19 protein-coding genes are annotated in these 21,717 nt (G+C 66.1%); 11 read left to right on the top strand and 8 right to left on the bottom strand.

Features of this window, described 5'->3' with window-relative positions:
* Positions 1-171: 171 nt before the first annotated feature.
* The 4 genes from GSQ89_RS12715 to GSQ89_RS12700 are packed head-to-tail and all read left to right on the top strand — an operon-like array spanning position 172 to position 3,361.
* Positions 172-1,038, top strand: a complete 867-nt coding sequence (locus GSQ89_RS12715) for a branched-chain amino acid ABC transporter permease (RefSeq protein WP_158925640.1) — start codon at positions 172-174, stop codon at positions 1,036-1,038.
* A 3-nt stretch (positions 1,039-1,041) separates the two neighbouring features.
* Positions 1,042-1,905 (top strand): branched-chain amino acid ABC transporter permease, encoded by an 864-nt coding sequence (locus GSQ89_RS12710; RefSeq protein WP_158925638.1) that lies wholly within the window; start codon positions 1,042-1,044, stop codon positions 1,903-1,905.
* Positions 1,902-2,666, top strand: coding sequence for an ABC transporter ATP-binding protein (locus GSQ89_RS12705; RefSeq protein ID WP_158925636.1), 765 nt, complete (start codon positions 1,902-1,904; stop codon positions 2,664-2,666). The genes GSQ89_RS12710 and GSQ89_RS12705 overlap by 4 nt, the downstream gene beginning before the upstream one ends.
* 11 nt (positions 2,667-2,677) lie before the next feature.
* The gene (locus tag GSQ89_RS12700) at positions 2,678-3,361 is read left to right on the top strand and encodes an ABC transporter ATP-binding protein (protein WP_158925634.1); all 684 of its coding nucleotides are present in this window, start codon (positions 2,678-2,680) and stop codon (positions 3,359-3,361) included.
* A gap of 15 nt (positions 3,362-3,376) precedes the next feature.
* Here the strand turns inward: GSQ89_RS12700 and GSQ89_RS12695 are convergent, their stop codons facing one another.
* Positions 3,377-4,876: an MFS transporter gene (locus GSQ89_RS12695; protein ID WP_216856138.1), complete on the bottom strand. Its 1,500-nt coding sequence runs from the start codon at positions 4,874-4,876 to the stop codon at positions 3,377-3,379.
* A 104-nt stretch (positions 4,877-4,980) separates the two neighbouring features.
* Between GSQ89_RS12695 and GSQ89_RS12690 the strand changes: the two genes are divergently transcribed.
* From GSQ89_RS12690 to GSQ89_RS12670, 5 genes are all read left to right on the top strand, one after another.
* A complete protein-coding gene (locus tag GSQ89_RS12690) occupies positions 4,981-6,183 on the top strand; it encodes an acetyl-CoA C-acyltransferase (protein ID WP_158925632.1) in 1,203 nt (400 codons plus the stop codon).
* Position 6,184: 1 nt separating this feature from the next.
* Complete coding sequence (locus tag GSQ89_RS12685; protein WP_158925630.1) at positions 6,185-7,120, top strand: alpha/beta hydrolase; 936 nt, start codon at positions 6,185-6,187, stop codon at positions 7,118-7,120.
* A gap of 92 nt (positions 7,121-7,212) precedes the next feature.
* Positions 7,213-9,816, top strand: a complete 2,604-nt coding sequence (locus tag GSQ89_RS12680; protein ID WP_158925628.1) for a DUF2339 domain-containing protein — start codon at positions 7,213-7,215, stop codon at positions 9,814-9,816.
* Between the two features lie 78 nt (positions 9,817-9,894).
* Entirely contained in the window at positions 9,895-10,143 is a 249-nt protein-coding gene (locus tag GSQ89_RS12675; protein ID WP_158925626.1) for a hypothetical protein, read from the top strand.
* Positions 10,140-11,243, top strand: a complete 1,104-nt coding sequence (locus GSQ89_RS12670; RefSeq protein WP_158925624.1) for a hypothetical protein — start codon at positions 10,140-10,142, stop codon at positions 11,241-11,243. Before GSQ89_RS12675 ends, GSQ89_RS12670 begins: the two co-directional genes overlap by 4 nt.
* A gap of 7 nt (positions 11,244-11,250) precedes the next feature.
* Here the strand turns inward: GSQ89_RS12670 and GSQ89_RS12665 are convergent, their stop codons facing one another.
* The 7 genes from GSQ89_RS12665 to GSQ89_RS12635 form a co-directional block, all read right to left on the bottom strand.
* Positions 11,251-12,630: an MFS transporter gene (locus GSQ89_RS12665; RefSeq protein ID WP_158925622.1), complete on the bottom strand. Its 1,380-nt coding sequence runs from the start codon at positions 12,628-12,630 to the stop codon at positions 11,251-11,253.
* Positions 12,631-12,846: 216 nt separating this feature from the next.
* A complete protein-coding gene (locus GSQ89_RS12660) occupies positions 12,847-13,332 on the bottom strand; it encodes a GNAT family N-acetyltransferase (protein ID WP_158925620.1) in 486 nt (161 codons plus the stop codon).
* Positions 13,329-14,837 carry a Ppx/GppA family phosphatase gene (locus GSQ89_RS12655; RefSeq protein ID WP_158925618.1) on the bottom strand — a complete coding sequence of 503 codons (1,509 nt, stop codon included), beginning with the start codon at positions 14,835-14,837 and terminating at the stop codon, positions 13,329-13,331. Before GSQ89_RS12655 ends, GSQ89_RS12660 begins: the two co-directional genes overlap by 4 nt.
* Before the next feature lie 3 nt (positions 14,838-14,840).
* Complete coding sequence (locus tag GSQ89_RS12650; RefSeq protein WP_158926219.1) at positions 14,841-17,105, bottom strand: RNA degradosome polyphosphate kinase; 2,265 nt, start codon at positions 17,103-17,105, stop codon at positions 14,841-14,843.
* Positions 17,106-17,167: 62 nt separating this feature from the next.
* Positions 17,168-17,938 carry a chromosomal replication initiator DnaA gene (locus GSQ89_RS12645; protein WP_216856137.1) on the bottom strand — a complete coding sequence of 257 codons (771 nt, stop codon included), beginning with the start codon at positions 17,936-17,938 and terminating at the stop codon, positions 17,168-17,170.
* Positions 17,938-19,116, bottom strand: coding sequence for an AI-2E family transporter (locus GSQ89_RS12640; RefSeq protein ID WP_254073186.1), 1,179 nt, complete (start codon positions 19,114-19,116; stop codon positions 17,938-17,940). The genes GSQ89_RS12645 and GSQ89_RS12640 overlap by 1 nt, the downstream gene beginning before the upstream one ends.
* Before the next feature lie 30 nt (positions 19,117-19,146).
* Positions 19,147-19,713, bottom strand: a complete 567-nt coding sequence (locus tag GSQ89_RS12635) for a CDP-alcohol phosphatidyltransferase family protein (protein ID WP_158925616.1) — start codon at positions 19,711-19,713, stop codon at positions 19,147-19,149.
* A 109-nt stretch (positions 19,714-19,822) separates the two neighbouring features.
* Here GSQ89_RS12635 and purM point away from each other — a divergent pair, with 109 nt between their 5' ends.
* Both purM and purN read left to right on the top strand, forming a co-directional pair.
* On the top strand, positions 19,823-20,914 hold the full coding sequence (gene purM / locus GSQ89_RS12630; protein ID WP_158925614.1) for a phosphoribosylformylglycinamidine cyclo-ligase: 1,092 nt from the start codon (positions 19,823-19,825) through the stop codon (positions 20,912-20,914).
* Entirely contained in the window at positions 20,911-21,552 is a 642-nt protein-coding gene (purN, locus tag GSQ89_RS12625; RefSeq protein ID WP_158925612.1) for a phosphoribosylglycinamide formyltransferase, read from the top strand. The genes purM and purN overlap by 4 nt, the downstream gene beginning before the upstream one ends.
* Positions 21,553-21,717: the final 165 nt, after the last annotated feature.

Here is a 21,717-nt window from a genome sequence, read left to right as displayed (position 1 = left end):
TGACGGGTGAAAACATGCACGACACGCTGTTCGCCATCGGCAAGTTCAACGGGCTGATCCCGCTGGAGTTCAAGAGCAACACCGCCACCGTGCCGCTGGATATCGACGTGATGAAAGGCGGCAAGGACGTCACCGTCAAGCAGATGACCGCCGACTAATCGGATCGATTCGATGCTCGCGCTGCAACTGCTGTGCAATGGGATCGTGACCGGCTGCGCGCTGGGCATCGTCGCCATCAGCTTCTCCTTCGTCTATTCGACGACGAAGATTTTCCACGTGGCCCACGCGGGCGTCTATACGATGGGTGGCTACATCGCCTGGTCGATGCTGGAACATGGATTTCCGGCCCCCGTCGCGTTCCTGGTGGCGGTGGCGGCCTGCACGGCGTTGGGCGCGCTGATCCAGACCGGTCTGTATGCCAGGCTGGAACAGCGGCGGGCGACGCATCTGGTGGTGCTGATCGCCTCGCTGGGTGCGTTGGCGGTCATCCAGAACATATTGGCGTCGGTCTATTCGGCCAACATCCTGCAGTTCAATCTGCCCTGGGGCTCGAAGGTGTTCACCGTGGTCGGCGATGTCCGGCTGACGGTGACGCAGCTTTTGACGGTGGTGTGCAGCCTCGCGGCTTATGGCGCGGTGATGTGGTTTTCCCACGGCACCATCCTGGGAAAGCAGATCCGCGCCGTGGCGTCCAATCCGTTCCTGGCGGAAATCACCCGTCTGCGGCCGCGCCGGGTGCATGTTTACGTCATGGCGATCGCCTCGGCCCTGGTCTGTGTGCCGGGCGTGCTGGTGCCGCTGGATTTCGGGCTGCAACCCTATAACGGCATCACGCCGCTGCTGACCGCGACCATCGCCATGATCGCCGGCGGAGTCGGAAGCATCACCGGTGCCTTCGTGCTGGCGATCGTCATCGCGGAGTTGCAGAACATGTCGTTGCTGTTCATTCCCGGCGAGTGGAGCATCGGCATCACGTTCTTCATCTTCGTCATCTTCATGCTGTTCCGGCCCACCGGGCTATTCGCGGCGGCTCGTTAGATCATGGATTTCTGGCTCAGCTATCTTACCCTGGCTTCGATCTATGTGCTGCTTGGCCTGTCCACCAATTTGCTGGTGGGCATCGCGGGAATTTTCTCGGTGTCCCAGGCTGCGGTGTTCGGGGTCGGCGCGTATATCGTTGCGTATTTCCTGATGAATGACGTGATGTCGTTCCTGCCCGCGCTGGCCATCGCCGCGGTCTGCTGCATCGCACTGAACATTCTGGTGACGCTGCCGGCACTGCGCGTGTCCGGAGACTATTTTGTCGTAACCTCATTCGGCATCCAGCTTCTGGCCACGGCGGTGTTCACCAACTGGACGGACGGCACCGGCGGCGCCAACGGCCTGCCCGGCATTCCGCCACCGGACCTGTTCGGCAAGGCGCTGGAGGACAGTTCCAGCGAGACGATGCTGTGCGTCGGCGGCATGGTGCTGGGCTGCCTGATATTCTGGCTGGTGATGCGTGCACCGTTCGGCCGCCTGCTGCGCGCGATCCGTGAGGACGAACTGGCCGTCGCCGCCGCCGGCAAAAGCGTGCTGCGCGCGAAAGTGTCCGCCGCCGCACTGGCCGGCGCCTTCGCCGGAACCGCCGGCGGTCTCTACGCAACGTTCCTGAGTTTCATCGATCCATCCTCCTTCGACCTGGACTCCTCCATCCTGCTGCTGACGATGGTCGTGGTCGGTGGAGCACGCACGCTGGCCGGCTCGATCATCGGACCGTTCCTGCTGCTGGCGCTGCCGCAGATCCTGACCCTGGTGGACATCCCCACCACCATCGCCGCCGCCGCCCGGCAGTTGATCTACGGCGTGCTGCTGATCGCATTCATGCTGTTCCGGCCACAAGGACTGGCGGGGGAAAAGCTATGACCCCGTATCTGCAAGCCACGGGTGTGGAGGTCAGCTTCGGCGGCCTGAAAGCACTGAACGATTGCAGCTTCACCATTCAGCAGGGCCGTATCACCTGTCTGGTGGGGCCCAATGGTGCGGGAAAAACGACGATCTTCAACGTCATTACCGGCTTTCTACGTCCAGGTACGGGCTCGGTCAGTTTCAAGGGACAAGCCCTGGACGGCTGGAAGCCACAGGCCATCGTCGCCGCCGGCATCGCCCGCACGTTCCAGAATCTGCGGCTGTTCATCGACCTGACGGCGGTGGACAACGTCCTCGCCAGCCTGCCCGGCCAGGTGGGTGAGGAACCGGTCGCCGCGATCTTCCGTCCCTTTCACGTCGGCTCCGCACAACGCCGCCGCCGGGAAGAAGCCCGCGCGATCCTGGATCGTGTCGGCCTGTCCGCGCGAGCAAATGATTTTGTCCGCAACCTTTCCTACGGCGAGCAGAAACTCCTGATAATCGCTCGGGTTTTGGCCACCGGTGCCGAACTTCTGCTCCTGGACGAACCCGCTTCAGGCCTGTCCGCCGGCGCGTTGGAGGGCGTGATGACCTTGCTGCGGCGCTTGCAGGATGACGGCAAGACGTTGCTGGTGGTGGAGCACAATACACGTGTGGTGCAGAAGATCGCCGATGACGTTTTGTTCCTGCATCAAGGTCACCTGATGGCGCAAGGCTCACCCGAAACGATCGTCAACGATCCCGCTCTGGCGGAAATCTATTTCGGCGGCGCACTCTGATGGTATTGCGCTTGAACGGACTGCAGGCGGGCTACGGGCCAAAGACAGTGATCTCCGACGTGTCGTTCGCGTTGGAGCCAGGGCAGATCCTGGCGTTCCTGGGTCATAACGGAGCCGGCAAGACCACGACGTTGAAGTCGATCATGGGTGTGCTGCGACCCAGCGCCGGGGAGGTGCTGTTCGACGGCAACCGGATCGATCGCCTGAATGTCGCCGAACGCGTCGCCCTGGGTCTGCGCCTGCTACCGGAAGGGCGCGGGATCTTCCCCGACCTGACCGTCGCCGAGAACATCGACGTCGTCGCCGCCCGCAATGTCTCCACCGGTGCCATGTTCGATGTCCCTGACGTGTACAAGCTGTTTCCGGTGCTGGAGGAACGCCGCACCACACGGGCCGGCAGCATGAGCGGCGGCCAGCAGCAGATGCTGGCACTGTCGCTGGCGATCCTGGGAACGCCGCGCTGCCTGATGCTGGATGAGCCCTCGATTGGCCTGGCGCCGAACTTGGTGGAGCGGATGTTCCAGCAGGTGCGCGACGTCTGCAAATCGCACGCGATGACGGCCGTGCTGGTGGAACAAAACGTCGCCGCAGCGATGAAGATCGCCGATCGGGTGATTATCATGAACAACGGCCAAATCGTGTTCGACGGCAACCCGGACGAGGCCCGGGCATCGAACTTCTGGCACTATTTCTGATCGGAGTGCGTGGGTTTAGATCCGCCGTACCGGGATCCACCAGGCGAACAGCATCCCCATCGTCGTGAAGCACCCGATGGTCAGGAACGCCGCACGAAACGCGTCGGCGATCTCCGCCCGCACCACCAGTTGCTGCGCCATCGGCAGCACCGCCAGCGCCTTGGGTCCCTCCTGCACCAGTCGGGCGAACATCGCCGCGGTCTGGGGGTCGCGCGCCGCCAGCACCGCGAACAGCACGGCGCCGACAAAGGCAGTGCCAAACGAGGCACCGACCGAACGGGAGAATTGCACCGAAGCCGCCGCCGACCCCAGGAACCTTGGTCCCGCCACCACCTGCACCGTCATCTGCACCACGGGCATCGCCGAGCCGGAGAAGAATGACCCGACCGCCAGCATGCCGATGATCGTGCCGTTCGACAGATGCGGTGCGAATGCCGCCAGCGACAGCAGCATAACAGCGCTGACCGTCAGCCCGACCGAAGGCAGGATCGCCGTGCGCCCCGTTGCCGCGATCAACCGCCCGCAGAAGAACGACCCGATCGCGACCCCCAGGGTCAGCGGCAGCAGCAGGACGCCGGAATGGCCAACGCTGGCGCCGCGCACCACCTGCAGATACATCGGCAAAAACGAGACCAGCGACACGGTCTGGCCAGCCACGCAGGCCGCCATCGTGTCGGTTCGCCAAATTCCCGCCTGTTTGAACAACTGGATCGGCAGCAGCGGTGCACTGGCCCGGCGTTCCTGACGCACCAGCAACACCGCCGAACCGGCCGCCAGCACCAGCAGACCCACCACCGCCGGCGCCGCGGCCAGGTCGATGTGCTGCGCCCGCTCCATCGCCAGCAGCACCGGCGTGATGAACCCGGCGAAGAACACCGTGCCCCAGACGTCGAATTGGACACGTCCACCCCGGCTGGCATGGGCCGGCAGGCGCATCACCAGAAGCGCGGCCAGCGCGCCCAACGGGACGTTGACCAGGAAGATGGCGTGCCAGCCGAAATGCTCCGTCAAATAGCCGCCGGCGACCGGGCCGAATGTGGCGGCCGAGGCATACATGCCCGACAGATAGCCCTGGTATTTGCCGCGTTCGCGGGGCGGCACGGACTCGGCGATCAGCGCTTGCGACAACGTCATCAGGCCGCCGCCGCCGGCGCCTTGCAGCAGCCGCGCGAAGACCAGCATCAGGATCGATCCGGACAGCGCGCACAGCAGGGAGGCACCGATGAACACGCCCAGCGCCACGAACATCATCTTCCGGCGGCCGAGTGCATCGCCCAGGCGGCCGTAGACCGGCGCGGCTATGGTGTTCGCGACCAGGTAGGCGACGACAACCCACGACACCCGCTCCACATCGCCCAACGACCCGGCGATGGCCGGCAACGCGGTGGCGACGATCGTCTGGTCCACCGCCGCCAGGAACATCGGCAGCATGATGGACGGAAACACGGTCAGGAACAGGTTCGGGGTCGTTCGGGGCGGCGGCGCGATTGTCTCGGAGGGCATGCGCGCAGACATAGAAGCATCCCGATCCGCTGCCCAGGCCGACCCGGTCCGGCGGGTCTTCAAATCCACCGCGCTTGCGTCCATGCTGCCGGAAACGTCCAGAAGGAGGTAAATCGATGCGCAGTGCCGTCATCGTTTCCACCGCTCGCACGCCGATCGGCCGGGCCTATCGCGGTGCGTTCAACGACACGCAGAGCCAGGCGCTCGGCGGCCATGCCATCGCCCAGGCGGTCAAGCGCGCCGGCGTCGACCCGGCGGAGGTCGAGGACGTCGTCATGGGCGCCGCGCTCCAACAGGGTGCGCAAGGGTTCAACATCGCGCGCCAGGCGGCGTTGCGCGCCGGATTGCCCGACAGCGTCGCGGGCATGTCGGTGGACCGGCAGTGCGCCTCGGGTCTGATGGCCATCTCGACAGCGGCCAAGCAGATCATCCAGGACGATATGCAGATCACCGTCGGCGGTGGCCTGGAATCGATCTCCCTGGTGCAGACCGACGCCGTCAACCGCAGCCGGGCGCAGGACCCGGCGTTGGTGGCGCAGGTGCCCGGGCTTTACATGATGATGATTGAGACGGCGGAACTGGTCGCCGATCGCTACAACGTGTCGCGGGAGGCGCAGGACGAATACGCGCTGCGGTCGCAGCAACGCACCGCCGCGGCCCAGCAGGCGGGTCGCTTCGACGATGAGATCGTCGCGCTGCCGACGCAGATGCTGGTCATCGACAAGGCCACCGGCGAAACCAGCCACAAGAACGTCGCCATCGGCAGGGATGAGGGCAATCGGCCGGAAACCTCGCTGGACGGGCTGTCCAGCCTGAAGCCGGTGTTCGCCAACGGGCAGGTGGTGAAGCAAGGGCGGTTCATCACGGCGGGCAACGCGTCGCAGTTATCCGATGGTGCCTCGGCCGCGGTGCTGATGGAGGAATCCGAGGCGTCCCGCCGCGGGCTGCAGCCGCTGGGAATCTATCGCGGGATGGCGGTCGCCGGATGCGCCCCGGATGAGATGGGCATCGGCCCGGTGTTTGCCGTGCCCAAGCTGCTGGCCAAGCACGGCCTGACGGTGGATGACATCGACTTGTGGGAACTGAACGAGGCATTCGCCTGTCAGGTGCTGTATTGCCGCGACCGGCTGGGCATCGATCCGGACAAGCTGAACGTCAATGGCGGGGCGATCTCGATCGGCCACCCCTACGGCATGTCTGGTGCGCGGATGGTCGGCCATGCGCTGATCGAGGGCCGCCGGCGCGATGCCCGGTTTGTCGTCGTGACGATGTGTGTTGGTGGCGGCATGGGTGCCGCCGGTTTGTTTGAGGTGGCTTGAGATGCCGGTCGATCCCCAAATCCAGATGCTGCTGAGTCTGCGCGCCGCATTGCCGGAACTGCATACGCTGTCGGTGGCGGATGCTCGGGCGCAGTTCGCGGCGCGCGACTTTCCAGGCCTGAGCAAGCCCGAGATCGCCGGGGTGGTGAACCGGGACATGCAGGGGCCGGACGGGTCGCTCGGGCTGCGTGTCTACACGCCTCTGGGCCAGGGACCGTTTCCGCTGATGGTGTTCTTTCACGGCAGCGGGTTCGTGGTGTGCAGCCTGGATACGCATGATGGGATGTGCCGGAACCTGTGCGCGGGGACGGGCTGCGTGGTGGTGTCGGTGGATTATCGCCTCGCGCCGGAGGCCAAGTTCCCGGCCGCGCCGGATGACTGCCTGGCGGCGACACGCTGGGCCGTGGCGAACGCCGCAGCACTAGGGGCCGATCCGGGGCGGGTGTTCGTCGCGGGGGACAGTGCCGGCGGCAATCTGGCGGCGGTGACGGCGTTGCGGATCCGGGATGAGGGCGGGCCGGCCCTGCTGGGGCAACTGCTGATCTATCCGGTGACCGACTATTACGACCCCGGCACGCCCTCGATGACCGAGAACGCCGAGGGCTACGGCCTCGGCCGTGCAGGCATGATCTGGTTCTGGAACCATTATCTGAAGACGCCGGCGGATGGCGCGCATCCGCACGCCAGTCCCCTGCGGGCGGCGCGTCTGGACGGCTTGCCGCCGGCCCTTGTGGTGACGGCCGAATACGATCCGCTGCGGGATGAGGGTGAGTATTACGCCGACCGGCTGCGGCAGGCGGGGATACCGACGGAGATGAAGCGCTGGGACGGAATGAACCACGGATTCTTCTTTTGGCCGGGTGTGGTGGACCGCGCGGGAGCAGCGATGGATGAGGCCTGCGCATGGGTGCGGGACGTGCTTAAACGCCCTGGTTGACGGAAACATGTCCTGGACGGGTTTGGTCGGGGCAAAAATGGACTTCCGCCAATTTTCTTGACCTGGAGACCGGCTTGCGGCCCTCTGGAGCAATGGACGTCCTCCTTCAGGTAGGTTGGTTCGGCGGCTGGGTGCTGGGCATCATCGGCTTCTTTCTGGCCCACTCGGCCTGGTCGGAGCTGCGGCACCTACGCGGCCAACTGATTCGACAAAACTTCAGCCAGCCGCAACCGGCCGCCGCCGAACTGGCCAGCTCGGAGCAGGCCATCGCCGTACCGGACAGCGTGCCGGTCGTTCAGGTCGAGCCGCCGCCCCTGCCCGCCCCCGAACCGGTTGCCGGGATTCCGGAGCCAGTGGTTGCCTCGGTCGCGTCGCCGCCCCCACCACCGCGCGACCTCGAAGCGCTGCTCACCACGCGGCTGGGCGTTTGGGTCGGATCGGCGGCGTTGCTGCTGGCGGGCGTCTTCCTGGTGCGGTACGCGGTCGAGCAGGCACTCCTCGGTCCAGCCGCACGCTGCGTCGCAGCGGCACTGCTCGGGCTGATCCTGCTGGCCGCGGCAGAATGGCTGCACCGCCACGAAGGCCCGCCTCTGGTGGGTCCGTTTCGCGTTGATCAGGCACCCAGTGCGTTGGCGGCGGGCGGCACGGCCTTCCTGTTCGGTGCGGCCTATGGCGCCGGGCCGCTTTACGGATTGCTGCCCCCGCTGATTGCATTCGGCGCGATGGCGGCGGCCTCACTGACAGCGTTGGCGGCGGCATTGCGCTATGGGCCGCTGACCGCCGCGACCGGCATCGCGGGGGCGTTCATAACCCCTGCCCTGGTCGCCTCTCAGGCACCGTCACTGCCGGGTCTGTTCGCGTATCTGTTCGTCGTCTCCGCCGCCGCGCTTCTCGTGGTCCGTCACACCGCATGGACCTGGCTCGGCTGGGCTACCACCGCCGCGGGCGCCATCTGGGTTTGCGTTGCCGCCATCCCGGACGCACCGGATCGCTGGGCGGCGGCCGCGTTCGTGGCCGCCGCGGCGGCGCTGAATTTGGCGCTGCTTCCAGCGGCGGCGCTGGATCATCCGGTCGGCCGCCGGCTGGCCTGGGTTCCATTCGCCGTCATGGGCGTCGCCGGCCTGGTGCTGGAGTCCTGGGCGCCCGGTATGGCACCCCGGCTGGCGCTATTCCTGCTATCCCCGATTGCGGTTTGGAAGGGTGTGATCGAACCCAGGCTGGACCGCCTGCCGTGGATCGCCGCGCTGTTCGGGTTGCTGACTCTGCTGTGCTGGGCGCTGCCCGCGTGGACGCCGACCGGGGAGATCATCACCGTTGAAGGCGTCGTCGAGGCGATTTTGCCGGGTGCGTGGGCGCCAGAGGTCATTCGCCCGTTGATCACGGCGGCGGCCTTGCTGGCGGCTTTCCATGCGGGCGCGGGACTCTGGCTAGAGCGGCGGGCGCCGGCACCGGTGCGTTGGGCGGCGCTGCCGGCGGCGGTTCCGGTGCTGACCCTGGCGGTTGCCTACGCCCAGATCGCCCGATTCCAGGGCGATCCGGCATGGGCCGCGATTGCCTTGACACTGACCGCCGGACTGACCGCCACCGCCGCGGCAGCAGTGCGCGATGACGATCGCCAGCGCGCGGGCGTTCATGCCGCCGGCGCGGTCGCCGCCCTGGCGCTGGGCTGCGCGATGCTGCTGCACGACTACTGGCTGACGCTCGCCGTCGCGTTGTTCCTGCCGGCCCTGGCCTGGATCGAAGCCCGGGCGGAATTGCCGGCATTACGCACCGTGGCGCTGGTGGTCGCCGGTCTGGTCATCGTCCGGCTGGTGCTGAATTGGTATGTGCTGGACTACGTGTTTGGAACGATGCCGCTGGCCAACGGATTGGTCGTGGCGTACGCAGCTCCGAGCGCGGCCTTTGCCCTGGCCTCGGTCCTGTTCCGCCGACGGGGGGACGATCTGCCGGTCGCGGTGCTGGAGGCAGGCGCGGTCATTTTCATGGCGTTGTTCGTCGCGCTGGAAATCCGTCACTACAGCGGTGACGGCCAGTTGGCGGACCCGTTCAGCTTCACCGAAGTGGCGCTTCATCTGCTGACGATCGCCATCCAGGCGACCGCATATCTCTACCTCGCCCAGCGCACCTCGCGTCCGGTCCTGTTCGCCGCCTGGCAAATCCTGGGCGGGATCGGTTTGATATATGCCGCCGTGCTTCTGGTCGCGAACCCGATGTTTACCGGGGCGGCGGCGGGCGTTTTCGCCCTGGTCGCCGCGTATCTCGCGCCGGCTTTGCTGGCCGTGCTGGCCTGCCGGCTGTTGCCGGACGGACAACCGCGGCGCGGCTTGGGGGCCTATGCGGTGGTCGCCGGATTTGCCTGGGTCACGCTGCAGATCCGGCAATGCTTCCATCCGGACGGGATGGAACTGCTGACTGTCCCTGTGGAGGACGCGGAACTATGGGCCTGGTCCGGTGGATGGCTGGCCTACGGCATCGGTCTGATGGTCATGGGCATTCGTTCCGGACAGCGGCTGTTGCGTCTGGCGGCGCTGGGCGTGATCGGGCTGGTGTGCGCCAAGGTATTCCTGGTGGACATGGGGGACCTCACCGGTTTGTGGCGGGTTCTGTCGTTCCTGGGCCTTGGACTGGCCTTGATCGGCCTGGGCGCGGCCTATCGCCGCTTCGTGCTGCCGGCGAAATCGGACGGGGTCGCATGATTCACCGTTCGTTAAGGTCTGCCTGCTAAAGCCCGGTGGCTGTCCATCGGCCCTCGGGCCAGTCACAGGAAAAGAACCATGTCGATCAGCGCGGTGAATGGCGTGTCGCCGGCTTCCCAGCAGCTTGGGTCGCAGGGGATCACATCGACACCTCCGGCGACCAGCTTCGGTCAGGAACTGGATGCCCAGACAGGGTCGGTGCATGACCATCACCATCACGGCGGCCCGTCTCAGTCGGTGACGTCGTCCTTGGCCAGTGTGGCATCGGCGGCCGGCGTCACATCCCCGGCAAAGATCGCGGCATCGCTGCAGCATCTGTTGACATGACCGGCACGATCGTGATCGAGGGTGCGATCGTCGTCGGCGATCTGCTGCGCCCGGATGGCAACGGCCGGCCGGGCGGGACCGATCGTCCCACCCTGTGGTTGTGGAATGCCATCAAGCGTCCGATCTATCTCGCATCGAGCCTGCCGTCGGAAGCGCTGACGGCCGCCCCGTTGACGGATTGGATCGAAGCCCTGCGCCCACGGACCGAGGCGGACGCGTACTGGGCCTGCATCCACGACCGGTTGCCCGACCCCGGCCCGATCCTCGAACGCCTGCGCCGGCGATTTTGCATCGGTTACGAGATGCCGCCCTGGCTGGTCCGCCTGCTGGACGACCAGGCGGTGCCGTATATCGACCTGCGACTGCATCCGGTGCGTTTCCTGGACGATCTGCTGTTCGCGGCGCGCGCCTCGGTCGCGGAAACCCAGGCGGCACTGCTGTCGATGGCGGTCCATGAAAGCGAGATATTCACCACCGCCGGCCTGCGGGAGGCGATGTGCCGCTTCATCTCCGAGGCTCGGGTTCCGGACAACACGCTGCTGGTCGCCGGCCAGCGGCGGTTCGATTCGACCCAGATCGTCGATGGCCGATTCTTCGATGCGATGCCAAGGACAGCGGAAATCCACGCAATCTGCGCCCGTTACCCGGCCGTGGTGCTGAAACCGCACCCGCTGGACCGGCATCATTCGCTGCTCGAAGTCGCCGCCGCGGCACCAACCCGCGTGATCGGCGTAATCGAGGACAATGTCTACCGGATGCTGTCGTTGCCGCAGATCAGCGCGGTGCTGACGGTGAACTCCGGACTGGCCCATGAGGCACCCTATTTCGGCAAGCACGTGCATGCACTGGCACCGCTGCCGATCCATCTGGGGTGGCGAGGGACGACGCCCGATGCCACGTCCCATGCCTCGATGGACGACACGGTGCTGACTCCGGATTTCTGGCGCGTGGTCCTGGCGCCGCACGCCCCGGTCAGCGCGGCGGACGGTATGCGGCTGCGGCCGAAGCCGAACCGGCTGCGCATCGCGCTGGACAGTTTCTGGAACTACCAGGAGATCGACACCGACCGGATACCCCGGCCGGCGCCAACCAGGGGTTGAACCCGGCTTACGTCGAGATTTGCTCCAGCACCGCTCGCGCCTGGCGAATGCCGCCAAAGCGGATCAGCACAGCCGGCAATAGGGCGCCGGGGATGATGATCCACAGGATCCAGCCCAGATGATCCGGTCCAAATGCGTAGAGCGGCCCCAGCAAGGTCACCCCCGCCCAGGCGCCGAGGTGACCCAGGCCGTCGGTCCACGCGAACGCTTTCGACCGGATGCGAGTCGGGTAGGCGACCGCCGTGTAGTTGTACAGATTGAACAGAAACAACCCGGTTCCGACCCGGCTGACGATGTAGCAGGCGGCGATGACCCACAAATTGGGCACCATCCACGCCACGGTCCAGGACGCCGCGAACAGCACGCCGGAGAAGAATATGACTTCGCGCCGCTCGACCCGCTCACCCAAGCGGGCGTTCACCAGGAAGCCGGCGAACAATGCGGCGTAGGCGATGGCGATCGTCAGGAAGACGAAATGCGCATTGCCGCCGTGATCGACCATGAACACCGCCGCGAACGCGCCCACGCCGTAGATCAGCCCGGCATAGGCCAGCAGCCAGACGACAATCAGCAGCCAGGTGCGGCTGCGATATTGCGGGTTGGTGAACAATTCGGTCCACGATCCGCCGGCGGCGCCGATCACCCGATCCAGCACCGGGTTGGGCGGCGGCAGCGGCGCGGCCGACGCCGCTTGGCAGCGCCGTTCGTAGAGCACCATCGCCTGTTCGGCTTCCTCGTGCCGGCCATGGGCCTCCAGCCAGCGGGGCGATTCGGGCAGTTTCCAGTAGAGCAGCGGCAGCAGGATCGCGATCTCGATCGCCGCGCTAACCCACAGGAAGAGCTGCCAGTTGCTGGGGATCCAGGCGAAGGCGAGCAGGTTGACGCCCACCGCGACCACGGCGGTCACAGCCTGGGAGGTCAACAGTACCCGGTTGCGGACGTCGGGTGAGGTCATCTCGGAGAGGTAGACCGAGTGGGTCGCGACGATCCCGCCGACGCCGAGGGTGCTGAGGACGGACAGCACCACCATCCAGCCGAAATTGGTGACGTAGGCGAAGGGCCAGATGCAAAGGCCGCCCAGCAGGGTCGCCAATAGGATCGCCGGGCGGCGGCCGTACCGGTCGGCCACGAAGCTCATGATGTAGACACCCAGCAGGATGCCCAACCCGACCTGAAGCGCCTGGATCACCGCGTATTGCACCACGTCGATGATGTGGTTGGGGCGCCAGACGAACGGATACAGCCTGGCGCCGATGCCGTCCGTATCGAAGATGATAAAGCCCCAGGTGACCTCCACCAGGATCGCGAGTTGCCACTGCACCCGCGTCAACGGCAGGCGGTCGATGCGGGCCGCCATGACCCCGTCGTAGGTTATACGCTCCGCCATCAGTTCCCTCCCCAGGGTCCTATGTCCGCGCCGGTTTGATTTTGATTGGGGGCGCTGGCGGGAAGCTTAGGATGGGTTTTGGCGGCGGGACAAACTTATTCGGTTCGCGCGGCCCCTTGGTTCGTCAAGGCCGAGCGTCTGTCCGGGCCATCTCACCCGTCGCATGGCCTCGTCATGACTCCGACTGAATGCGCCCGGCAATGATGCGGGTAGAGGTCAGTGCGTTTTGGTATTCGTCGCCGATAGATCAGCAGATGAGCCAATGAGCGGCTTCTCCATATACACCCGATCGAACCCCTTCTCCGTCCGGCGTTCTCGCTCGACATACCCCCGCGCCGCATAGATCGCGATATTCTCAACCATCAGCACATGCGTGTACAGCGTAATCGCCCCCCACCCGCACCGCACCGCTTCCGCCTCGGAGAAATCCAGCAGCAGCCGACCGAGCCCTCGCCCCTGCCGATCCGGCCGGATCGCGATATTGTCGAGCAAGAAACAATCGGGGCCGTTCTCCAGCACCAAGATACCGGCAATCGCGCCCGCGTCCTCCAGCACCCACACCTGACCCGCCGCGATCCGAACCGCGTAATCGTCCAGCATCGGCCCCGGTTCGGTTCCGATCACCGCCACATAGCGCTCGTAAGCCGACAGCACGACGCCGCGCACTGCGCCCGCCTCGCCGGGACGGGCGCACCGGATCATTCCGCGGCCGCCATCACGTCCCGTTCCGCCGCGGCTTGCAGCCCGACAGCCTGGGCCAGCCGTTCCAGCCGACGGATCACGCTTTCCCCGGCGAACACGCCGCTGTTCTCCCGCAGCAGCAACAGCAGCCTGGGCCCCTCGATCCGCAGCCGTGTCCCAGCCAGCAGATCCTTGGTGCCGGCCGACAGCGTATAGGCCAGCCGCAGCGCGATCCCCAGTATCTCCGCCCGGTTCGCCGTCTCGATATCCAGCAGCAGGCGAGACGGGCGCAGGAAGGCGGCATCCGATTCCGCCTCGTACCGCAGCGCGACAGCCAACGCCAGGAACGCCCGAGCATGGTGATCCAGCCCGACGCCGGGCTGGCGCAGGACCCGCAGGAACGCCTGTTCGGCGCGGAATTCCGGATGGTCGTGGCTGCCGATGTCGGACATCCAGCACATCGCCTCCCGCAGCCTCTCGGCCATCGCGGTCTCACGCGGGAACAGCGGCTGGGTCCACGCCATCAGCGCCGGCGGCAATGACGGATCGCGCCCATGCCGGGCGGCGAGTTCATAGGCCGCGCTGAGCAACGGATCCTGCTCCTGGATCTCCCGCGGCATCCGTCGCATGAACCAACCTTCGCGCAGGCCGCTGGCGCTGAAGATCACCCGACGGGCGGCGGTCACCCGCAGCAGCCGGCGCAGTGCCACGGCGGCGAACGGCAGGTCGTCGACGCGGCGGCGCGGCGCGCCGGGCAGTCGTTCCAGCACCTTGCGCGGCGCGGTGGAAATCAGCCCGGCCAGGTCGCGCGCTTCCTCCCGCCCGATCGTGTAGTGATGCACCATGTTCAGCGGATAGCTGGTCTGCGCCATGTGGATGCGGGCCAAAGCGCGCCAGGCGCCGCCGACCAGGTACAGGTCACTGCCGGCCGCCTGGCCAAGCCACGGCACGGTTTGCAGATCTTCCTCGGCGATCGCCCGAGCCCGCACCGGCTCGCCGCCCGACCGCTCCGCGAGCCGAATCACGCCCAGCCGCAACGTTTGCGACGGTCCGCGCGTACCGTCGACCAGCCGCACGACCTCCAGCGAGCCGCCGCCGATATCCGCGAGCACACCGTCCGCGGCGGGGATGCCGCACAGCATGCCGTCGGCGGAGTAAGCCGCTTCCTCGGCCCCGGACAGGATGTGGATCGGCACGTTCGGCAGCCGGTCGCGCAGGGATTCGACGAAGGCCGGCCCATTGTCGGCGTCGCGCACCGCCGCCGTCGCCAACACCTCGAACGGCTGGGCACCCATGGCGCGCGCCACGGCGTGATACCGATGCATGACCGTCAGCGCCTGCGCCATGCCTTCCTCGTTCAGCCGTCCGGTCGTCTGCAAACCTCGGCCCAGCCGCAGCACCGCCTTTTCGTTGAAGATCGGCATCGGATTGCGGGTGTGGCCTTCATACACCACAAGCCGGACAGAGTTGGACCCAAGATCGACGACACCGCAACGCGGTAATTTAGGAGGCATGGGAAAGGACATGCATCAATCCTGCGTCACCCGGTCCTGCCGCTTTGTCCCCATCAGCGGGGACGGTACGGCCACGGGCGGTCCATGCAGCGCCGATCCACGACCGGACAGGGACGGATTGGTCATGAAGTAGTCATGCACCGAAACCGCCTGGCGGCCGGGCTCGACACGCGTCCAGGCGCCATCGGCGTTGAGTTCCCATGATTGCAGCGAGTCTTTCAGATTGATCACCATGATCTGGTCCAGCACCTGGGCATGGACGGTGGGGTTATGGATGGGCACCAGGGTTTCGACGCGCCAGTCCATGTTACGCTCCATCCAGTCGGCGGAGCTGATAAAGACCCTGGCATGACGGCTGGGCAACGGGCGGCCGTTGCCGAAGGCGTAGACACGGCCGTGTTCCAGGAAGCGGCCGACGATCGATTTGATGCGGATATTGTCGGACAGGCCGGGCACGCCGGGGCGCAGGCAGCAGATACCGCGAATCACGCCCATGACCTTCACCCCCGCTTGGGATGCCTCATACAACGCATCGATCAATGCGACGTCGGTCAGGCTGTTCATCTTCAGCCAGATGGTCGCGGGCTTCCCGTCGCGCGCGAAAGCGATTTCCTTGTGTATCAGGGCCAGAAGTTTCGCCCGTGTCGTAAGCGGACTGAAACCCAGTTCCTCCATGATCTCCGGACGGGCATAGCCAGTCATGAAGTTGAACAGGCGGGCGGAATCGCGCGTCAGCGCCGGATCGGTGGTGAAGAAGCTCAGGTCGGTATAGATACGCGCCGTAATCGGATGGTAATTTCCGGTACCGAAATGGGCATACGACCGGATCGCACCCGCTTCCCGTCGCACCACCAGCGATAGTTTCGCATGAGTCTTCAATTCGGTGAACCCGTAGACCACCTGGACGCCCGCAGCTTCCATACGCCGGGCCAACCGGATATTCGCCTCTTCGTCGAAACGGGCACGCAGCTCCACCATAGCGGTGACCGACTTGCCGGCCTCCGATGCCTCGATCAGCGCGTTGACGATCGTGCTGTCGCGACTGGTACGGTACAGCGTCTGCTTGATGGCGATCACCGCCGGATCCTGGGCAGCCTGGCGCAGGAACTGCACCACCACGTCGAAGCTTTCATACGGATGATGGACGATGATGTCCTTCGCCCGGATCGCCGCGAAGCAATCGCCGCCGAAATCGCGGATGCGTTCGGGAAAGCGCGGCGTATATGGTGCGAACAGCAGGTCGTGCCGGTCGTCGACGATCATCTGCTTCGTGTCGGCCAGGCCCAGCAGACGCTGGTCGTCATGGATCTCATCCGGCGCAGCGTCGAGTTCGTCGATCACCAGGTCACGCAGTTCCTGCGGCATGCCGGCGGCGATCTCCAGGTGGATCGACACCCCGCGGCGACGGCGCTTCAGGGCGGTCTCGTAAGATCGCACCAGATCCTCGGCCTCTTCCTCGAATTCCACGTCGGTGTCGCGGATCACCCGAAACAGGCCATGGCCGGTCAGGCGGAAGCCGGGAAACAGCCGGTCGAGGAACAGCACGACCAGGTCGTCCAGCAGGATGAAGCGAATCGGGTCCCCGGGATTGCCGGCCGGCAGGCGCACGAAACGCTCGATCTGGCTGGGCAGCGGCAGCAGGCCGCGCATCGGCAACCCGTCGTCCTCCCGCACCAGATGCAGCGCCAGCACCAGCCCGAAATTGGAGATGAACGGGAACGGATGCGCCGGATCGACCGCCAGCGGAGTGACCACGGGGAAAACCCGCTCCATGAAGCAGGCATCCAGCCAGGATTTATCGTCGTCGGACAGCGTGTCGGTGTGGCACAACACGACCCCGGCCCCGCGCAGCAGGTCGAGCAATGTGCCAAGGACGCGCTGCTGGTCGGCCAGCAGCAGTTCGGCGCGCTGCTTGATGGCGGTCAACTGCTGCGCCGCCGTGCGGCCGTCAGCCGAGACCAGCGTCGCGCCAGCCTTCGCCTGCCCGATCAGCGCAGCGACGCGGACGGAATAGAACTCATCGAGGTTGGAGGCGCTGATCGACAGGAAGCGCAGCCGTTCCAACAACGGGTGGCGCGGATTCTCGGCTTCCTCAAGGACGCGATGGTTGAAATCGAGCCACGACAGCTCCCGGTTGATGAAGCGGTCCGGGCTGTCCAGGGCGACGGTGGGTTCGACCGCTGGGGATTCGGCCACCTGCGGTTCGGCGCGTTGCCGGTCTTTTGCCTTGGCCTGCCTGGATGGGGCGGGTTTTCCATCCGGCCGTGTCGCCCGTTCCATCAGCTCCGCGGTATCGGCCTTAAGCACCATGAGTCCGGTCCCTTCGTGTGACAAGGGCCACCTTACAGGAAGCCGGGCGGCTGGGAGGAGGGGTCAACCCCTGACATAGAAACTTCATCGCCATCCGCAATGGCGGATTCATCGCCCTCGGCGATCGCAAAACCGCCGTCCGCCAGGATACCGGCGGCCAGCGCGCGGGTGATCGGCTTGCCAACCACCAGGCTGGTGCGGTCCAGTTGCGCCACCACCTGTCGCAACACCGACGGTGATCGAGGCAGGCGGGTGAGCAGCCAGTCTTGCACCGGCTGTGCCACGTTCAATTGCCGGTCGGCCAACAGATGCACCAGCAAGGCGGCCAGCAGATCGTCACTCGGCGGCCGGATTTCCACCGCGGTGATGGCGCGCAACCGGCTGGACAGGTCGGCCAGGCGAACCGGCCAGCGCGACGGCGCCGCACGGCCCGCCAGCACGACGCGCAGGCCCCGGTCGCGCGCTGTGTTGAGCAGATGCAGCAAAACCGTATCCGGACGGGCGGTATCCGCGTCGTCCAGTGCCAGCGCGCCGTTCCCGGACATGTCGTCCAGCTCCGGCAGCGTCTGTTCGGTCAGCATCTGGCCGGTCAGAATCCGGGCACCGCTCCGCTCCGCCCAGATGTGCAGCAGGTGCGACTTGCCGCATCCGGCCGGCCCGAACAGCGCCAGCCGTCGATCCGGCCAGTCGGCATCCAGCCATGCCAGCGCCTCCCGGTTGGAAGCCGCCGGCAGGAAATCCCGAGCGTCATAGCCAGGCGCGTACGGAAACGGCAGCAGCAGTTGCAGGCGTTCGGACGGCATCAGACGGACGGCGGATCGAGGTACAGCGGACTCGCCAGATAACGGCGCAGCCAAAAGCGTGCGAGCACGCCGATCGTCGCCGCCACCGGCACCGCCATCATCACGCCCAGGAAGCCGAACGCCGCGCCACCGGCGAACAGGGCGAAGATGACCCACACCGCCGGCAATTCCACCCGATCCCCCAGGAAGCGCGGATAGATCACGTAACCTTCCAGGATTTGTCCGATGATCAACACGGCGCCGACCACCACGACTCCCCGCCAATGCGGGAATTGGGCCAGCGCCAGGCCGAGCGCGGTGACACCGCCGGCGATCGATCCGACATAGGGAATGAAGGACAGCAGTCCCGCCATCAGTCCGACGATCAGCCCCAGGTCCAGGCCCGCGACCGTCAGGCTGGCCGCATAGTACAGCGCGAGGAGCAGGCAGCACAGCGCCTGACCGCGCACCCAGGCGGACAGGATACGGTCGACTTCCCGCGCCTGCGCTCGGATCACGTCCCGGTAGCGGTACGGCAACCAGGAATCCACCATCCGCACCACTTTCGGCCAGTCCCGCAGCAGATAGAACCCGACCACCGGCGTGACCACGGCCAGCGACAGCAGGTTGAAGATGGCGAAACCGCTGCCCAGGACGCCGGTGACGGTGGAAAGCAGGATGCTGAGCATCGATCCGGCCTGGCCGCTGACCAGGTCGCGCAGTTTGTCGTTGACCACGTCGGGGCCGAAATTCTCTTGCAGATGGGTCAGCATCTCCCGCGCCCAGCCTTGCACCAGCGTGGCGTATTGCGGGATGCGGTTCACCAGCAGCCCGACCTGAACGATCACCAGCGGATACAGCAGCAGCGCGAACAGCAGCACCGCGGCGATCACCGCCAGGATCATCAGCAGCGCGGCGGCGCCCCGGGGCAGGCCCAGCCTGGTCAACCGCGTCGCCGCCGGATCGAGCGCATAGGCGATGACCGCCGCCGCGACGAACGGCGCGAGGACCGAGGCGAACAACTGCAACGCCAGCCAGAACACCACCAGCAGGCCGATGATCAGTGCGAAGCGTTGCGCCCGGGTAGCGTGAAACACCCGGGGCGGCGTGGACATCGAGTCGGTTGACGTCGCCCCGATAAGTTGGTCCTGCTCGGCTGGCGTCGCCTCGATAAGTTGATCCTTGTCGGCTACCGCCAATTCAGTCTCCCGCTATTGATGACCCCACGTTCATGTGCCACGCGCCGCCTTCCAGACGTAAGCCGCGCCCGAGGCCACTGTCGTCGCCACCACGCACCAGGTCAGCACGTCCGGCAAGCCAGGGATTCCCAGGCCGTAGCCGCCTTTCAGCAAACTGACCCCGATCAGCACGATCTGCATCACGGTGTTCAGCTTGGAGATAGACAGCGGCTTGATCGTCACCGCATGTCCTAGCACGGATAGCACGACAATGCCGCCCACGATCAGCAGGTCGCGGAAAACCACCAGGATCGCGATCCAGGCGGGCAGTTCGCCGATCGCCGCGAGGGTGATGTACATCGTCACCAGCAGCGACTTGTCCGCCACCGGGTCCATCAAGGCGCCGATCGCGTTGCCGCCGTAGCGCCTCGCCAGCCACCCGTCCAAGGCGTCGGACAGGCCGGCCGCGACGAACAGCAGGAAGGCACTGTCGATGCGGTGGACCAGCACCAGCCAGAACGCCAGCGGTACGGCGCACAGGCGGCCGAACGTGATGATGTTCGCCAGGTTGACCAGGGACCCGGTGGCGCTCCGTTCCGGCGGCGGCCCGTCAGGCATGATCCTCGGCCCCCATCCGGCGGCCTATTGAGTGGATTGCAATCGGTGGCCTGCCCATGGTTTCTGTCGTCCTTCATCCACCGAGCGGCTAGGGATATCGAGGTTTGCCATGACCAGTGCGGATCACCAAGGCGCGCATGCGGCGCCACAGTCCGGAAGCGGGCTGGATTACCGCGCCGCGGGCGTCGATATCGAGGCCGGCGACGCCCTGGTGGAGATGATCAAACCCCTGGCGAAGGCAACCCACCGGTCTGGCGTGATGGGCGGCCTGGGCGGCTTCGGCGCGTTATTTGACCTGAAAGCGGCGGGTTTCACCGACCCCGTGCTGGTGTCCACCACTGACGGCGTCGGCACCAAGCTGAAAATCGCCATCGAAACCGAACTGCACGACACCGTCGGCATCGACCTGGTGGCGATGTGCGTCAACGATCTTGTGGTACAGGGTGCGGAGCCGCTGTTCTTCCTGGATTATTTCGCCACCGGCCAATTGTCGGTGCAGCAAGCCAGTGCGGTCATCGCCGGCATCGCCGATGGGTGCCGGCAGGCCGGCTGTGCGCTGGTGGGCGGCGAAACCGCCGAGATGCCGGGGATGTATGCCAAGGGCGACTACGATCTGGCTGGATTCTCCGTCGGCGCGGCAGAGCGAGGCAACCTGTTGCCGCGTCCGATCGCGGCCGGCGACGCGATCCTCGGCCTGGCCAGCAGCGGCGTGCACTCCAACGGATTTTCCCTGGTGCGCCGGATCGTCGAGACCAGCGGCCTGCACTGGACCGATCCCGCGCCGTTCGCCCCGGAGCGGACGCTGGGCCAGGCACTGATGACGCCAACCCGGATCTATGTGCGCTCGATGCTGACATTGCATCGGGCAGGACTGCTGAAAGCCGCCGCACATATCACCGGCGGCGGCCTGCCGGGCAACCTTCCGCGCGTGCTGCCGGATGGGTTCGCCGCGTTGCTGAACACCAACTGGCCAGTCCCGCCAGTATTCAACTGGCTGGCTCGGACAGGTGGCGTCGCGGCGACGGAGATGCTGCGAGTATTCAACTGCGGCGTCGGAATGGCGCTGGTGGTGTCCGATGCCGATGCGGCGATCCGGGTGTTGGAAGCGGCGGGCGAAACCGTCAGCCGAATCGGGACGATTCAGGCGGCGGACGGGCCGGCCTCGGTACGAGTCGAGCCGCCGCCCGGTTGGCTGGCGTGAAACGCCGCGCCGCCATCCTGATCAGCGGCCGGGGTTCCAACATGGAGGCCCTGGTCGCCGCGGCAGCCGATCCGGCCTTCCCGGTGCGGATCGACCTTGTGTTGTCGAACCGGCCCGATGCCGCCGGGTTGGCCGCCGCCCGACAGGCCGGTATCCGAACCGAGGCTGTCGATCATCGTGCGTTCGGCGGCGACCGGGCGGCGCATGAGGCCGCGATCGATGCGATGCTGCGCGCGGCGGACATCGAAATCGTCTGCCTCGCCGGCTACATGCGGCTGCTGACCCCGCTCTTGGTCGACGCCTGGCAAGGCCGCATGCTGAATGTCCATCCCAGCCTGCTACCGTCTTTCCCCGGCCTGCATACACATGCTCGGGCGTTGAAAGCCGGGGTAAAACTGCACGGTTGCACCGTCCATCTGGTCACGCAGGAAATGGATGCGGGTCCGATCCTGGCCCAGGCAGCCGTGCCGGTGCTGCCCGGCGACACAGAAGACACACTGGCGGCTCGGGTGCTGCGGCAGGAACATGTGATCTACCCCACGGCACTGGCCGCTTTCGCCGATGATTTAGGAAAAAATCTGCCGGAACCAGGGTCGTACCTGGCGAATCCGCTGCCGTGGCAGGGACCAACCGTATAGTACCGACGGCCGCAAAGGTCATTCGATCCACCTCCTGCCCTCAACCGTTCCGTCGTTCGCCGCCGACTGATGTAGGACGGCGGGGACAACGCTGCGAGCCCCCCGGTATCCGGGTCGCGCCTGTCGGACGTCCGTGACGCGCTGGGGATGACATCATCACGATAT

The sequence above is a fragment of the Acidisphaera sp. S103 genome (assembly GCF_009765975.1).
Classification (GTDB): Bacteria; Pseudomonadota; Alphaproteobacteria; order Acetobacterales; family Acetobacteraceae; genus Rhodopila.
This window is presented reverse-complemented; position numbering and strand designations above follow the sequence as displayed.

Excerpts from the sequence above, each read along its gene's own strand:
- GSQ89_RS12705 (WP_158925636.1), top strand. The coding sequence starts at position 1,902 with ATGACCCCGTATCTGCAAGCCACGGGTGTGGAGGTCAGCTTCGGCGGC.
- purM (WP_158925614.1), top strand. The coding sequence starts at position 19,823 with ATGACCAGTGCGGATCACCAAGGCGCGCATGCGGCGCCACAGTCCGGA.
- GSQ89_RS12670 (WP_158925624.1), top strand. The coding sequence starts at position 10,140 with ATGACCGGCACGATCGTGATCGAGGGTGCGATCGTCGTCGGCGATCTG.
- GSQ89_RS12650 (WP_158926219.1), bottom strand. The coding sequence starts at position 17,105 with ATGGAACGGGCGACACGGCCGGATGGAAAACCCGCCCCATCCAGGCAG.
- GSQ89_RS12655 (WP_158925618.1), bottom strand. The coding sequence starts at position 14,837 with ATGTCCTTTCCCATGCCTCCTAAATTACCGCGTTGCGGTGTCGTCGAT.
- GSQ89_RS12715 (WP_158925640.1), top strand. The coding sequence starts at position 172 with ATGCTCGCGCTGCAACTGCTGTGCAATGGGATCGTGACCGGCTGCGCG.
- GSQ89_RS12685 (WP_158925630.1), top strand. The coding sequence starts at position 6,185 with ATGCCGGTCGATCCCCAAATCCAGATGCTGCTGAGTCTGCGCGCCGCA.
- GSQ89_RS12635 (WP_158925616.1), bottom strand. The coding sequence starts at position 19,713 with ATGCCTGACGGGCCGCCGCCGGAACGGAGCGCCACCGGGTCCCTGGTC.
- GSQ89_RS12660 (WP_158925620.1), bottom strand. The coding sequence starts at position 13,332 with ATGATCCGGTGCGCCCGTCCCGGCGAGGCGGGCGCAGTGCGCGGCGTC.
- GSQ89_RS12645 (WP_216856137.1), bottom strand. The coding sequence starts at position 17,938 with ATGCCGTCCGAACGCCTGCAACTGCTGCTGCCGTTTCCGTACGCGCCT.
- GSQ89_RS12665 (WP_158925622.1), bottom strand. The coding sequence starts at position 12,630 with ATGGCGGAGCGTATAACCTACGACGGGGTCATGGCGGCCCGCATCGAC.
- GSQ89_RS12695 (WP_216856138.1), bottom strand. The coding sequence starts at position 4,876 with ATGTCTGCGCGCATGCCCTCCGAGACAATCGCGCCGCCGCCCCGAACG.
- GSQ89_RS12675 (WP_158925626.1), top strand. The coding sequence starts at position 9,895 with ATGTCGATCAGCGCGGTGAATGGCGTGTCGCCGGCTTCCCAGCAGCTT.
- GSQ89_RS12710 (WP_158925638.1), top strand. The coding sequence starts at position 1,042 with ATGGATTTCTGGCTCAGCTATCTTACCCTGGCTTCGATCTATGTGCTG.
- GSQ89_RS12690 (WP_158925632.1), top strand. The coding sequence starts at position 4,981 with ATGCGCAGTGCCGTCATCGTTTCCACCGCTCGCACGCCGATCGGCCGG.
- GSQ89_RS12680 (WP_158925628.1), top strand. The coding sequence starts at position 7,213 with ATGGACGTCCTCCTTCAGGTAGGTTGGTTCGGCGGCTGGGTGCTGGGC.